1 pseudogene is annotated in these 367 nt (G+C 46.6%); it reads left to right on the forward strand.

The annotated features are described in order from the left end of the window. Positions 1-367 (forward strand): annotated as a pseudogene (locus AB4512_RS25275) (MATE family efflux transporter); the annotation flags it as partial.

Genomic DNA, 367 nt, shown 5'->3' on the forward strand with positions numbered 1-367 from the left:
TTTCTGATCTTCGGATTATTCGGCTTCCCAGAGCTAGGTGTGGTTGGCGCGGCAATCGGTACTACGGTGTCTCGATTCTTTCAAACGATTGCCCTGCTTGTTATGGCAAAGAAACACTACGCCTACCTATTCCCAACACTAAGCAATTGGCGCGATACAATATTGCCTAAGCATAGAAAGAAGTATTTCAAGATAGCGATTCCGATGTTGATTCATGACACGGCTTGGGCGGGTGGCATTCTGATTTATAACGTTATTGTTGGTCAGATGGGCGTTGGCGAGCTTGCGATCATTTCACTGTTATCATCAGTAGAAAGCATCTTGATCTCGGCGTTCACGGGCTTTGCCGTCGCTGCTTCGATCATTT

It is taken from the genome of Vibrio sp. 10N.222.52.B7, assembly GCF_041474275.1.
GTDB lineage: Bacteria > Pseudomonadota > Gammaproteobacteria > Enterobacterales > Vibrionaceae > Vibrio > Vibrio crassostreae_C.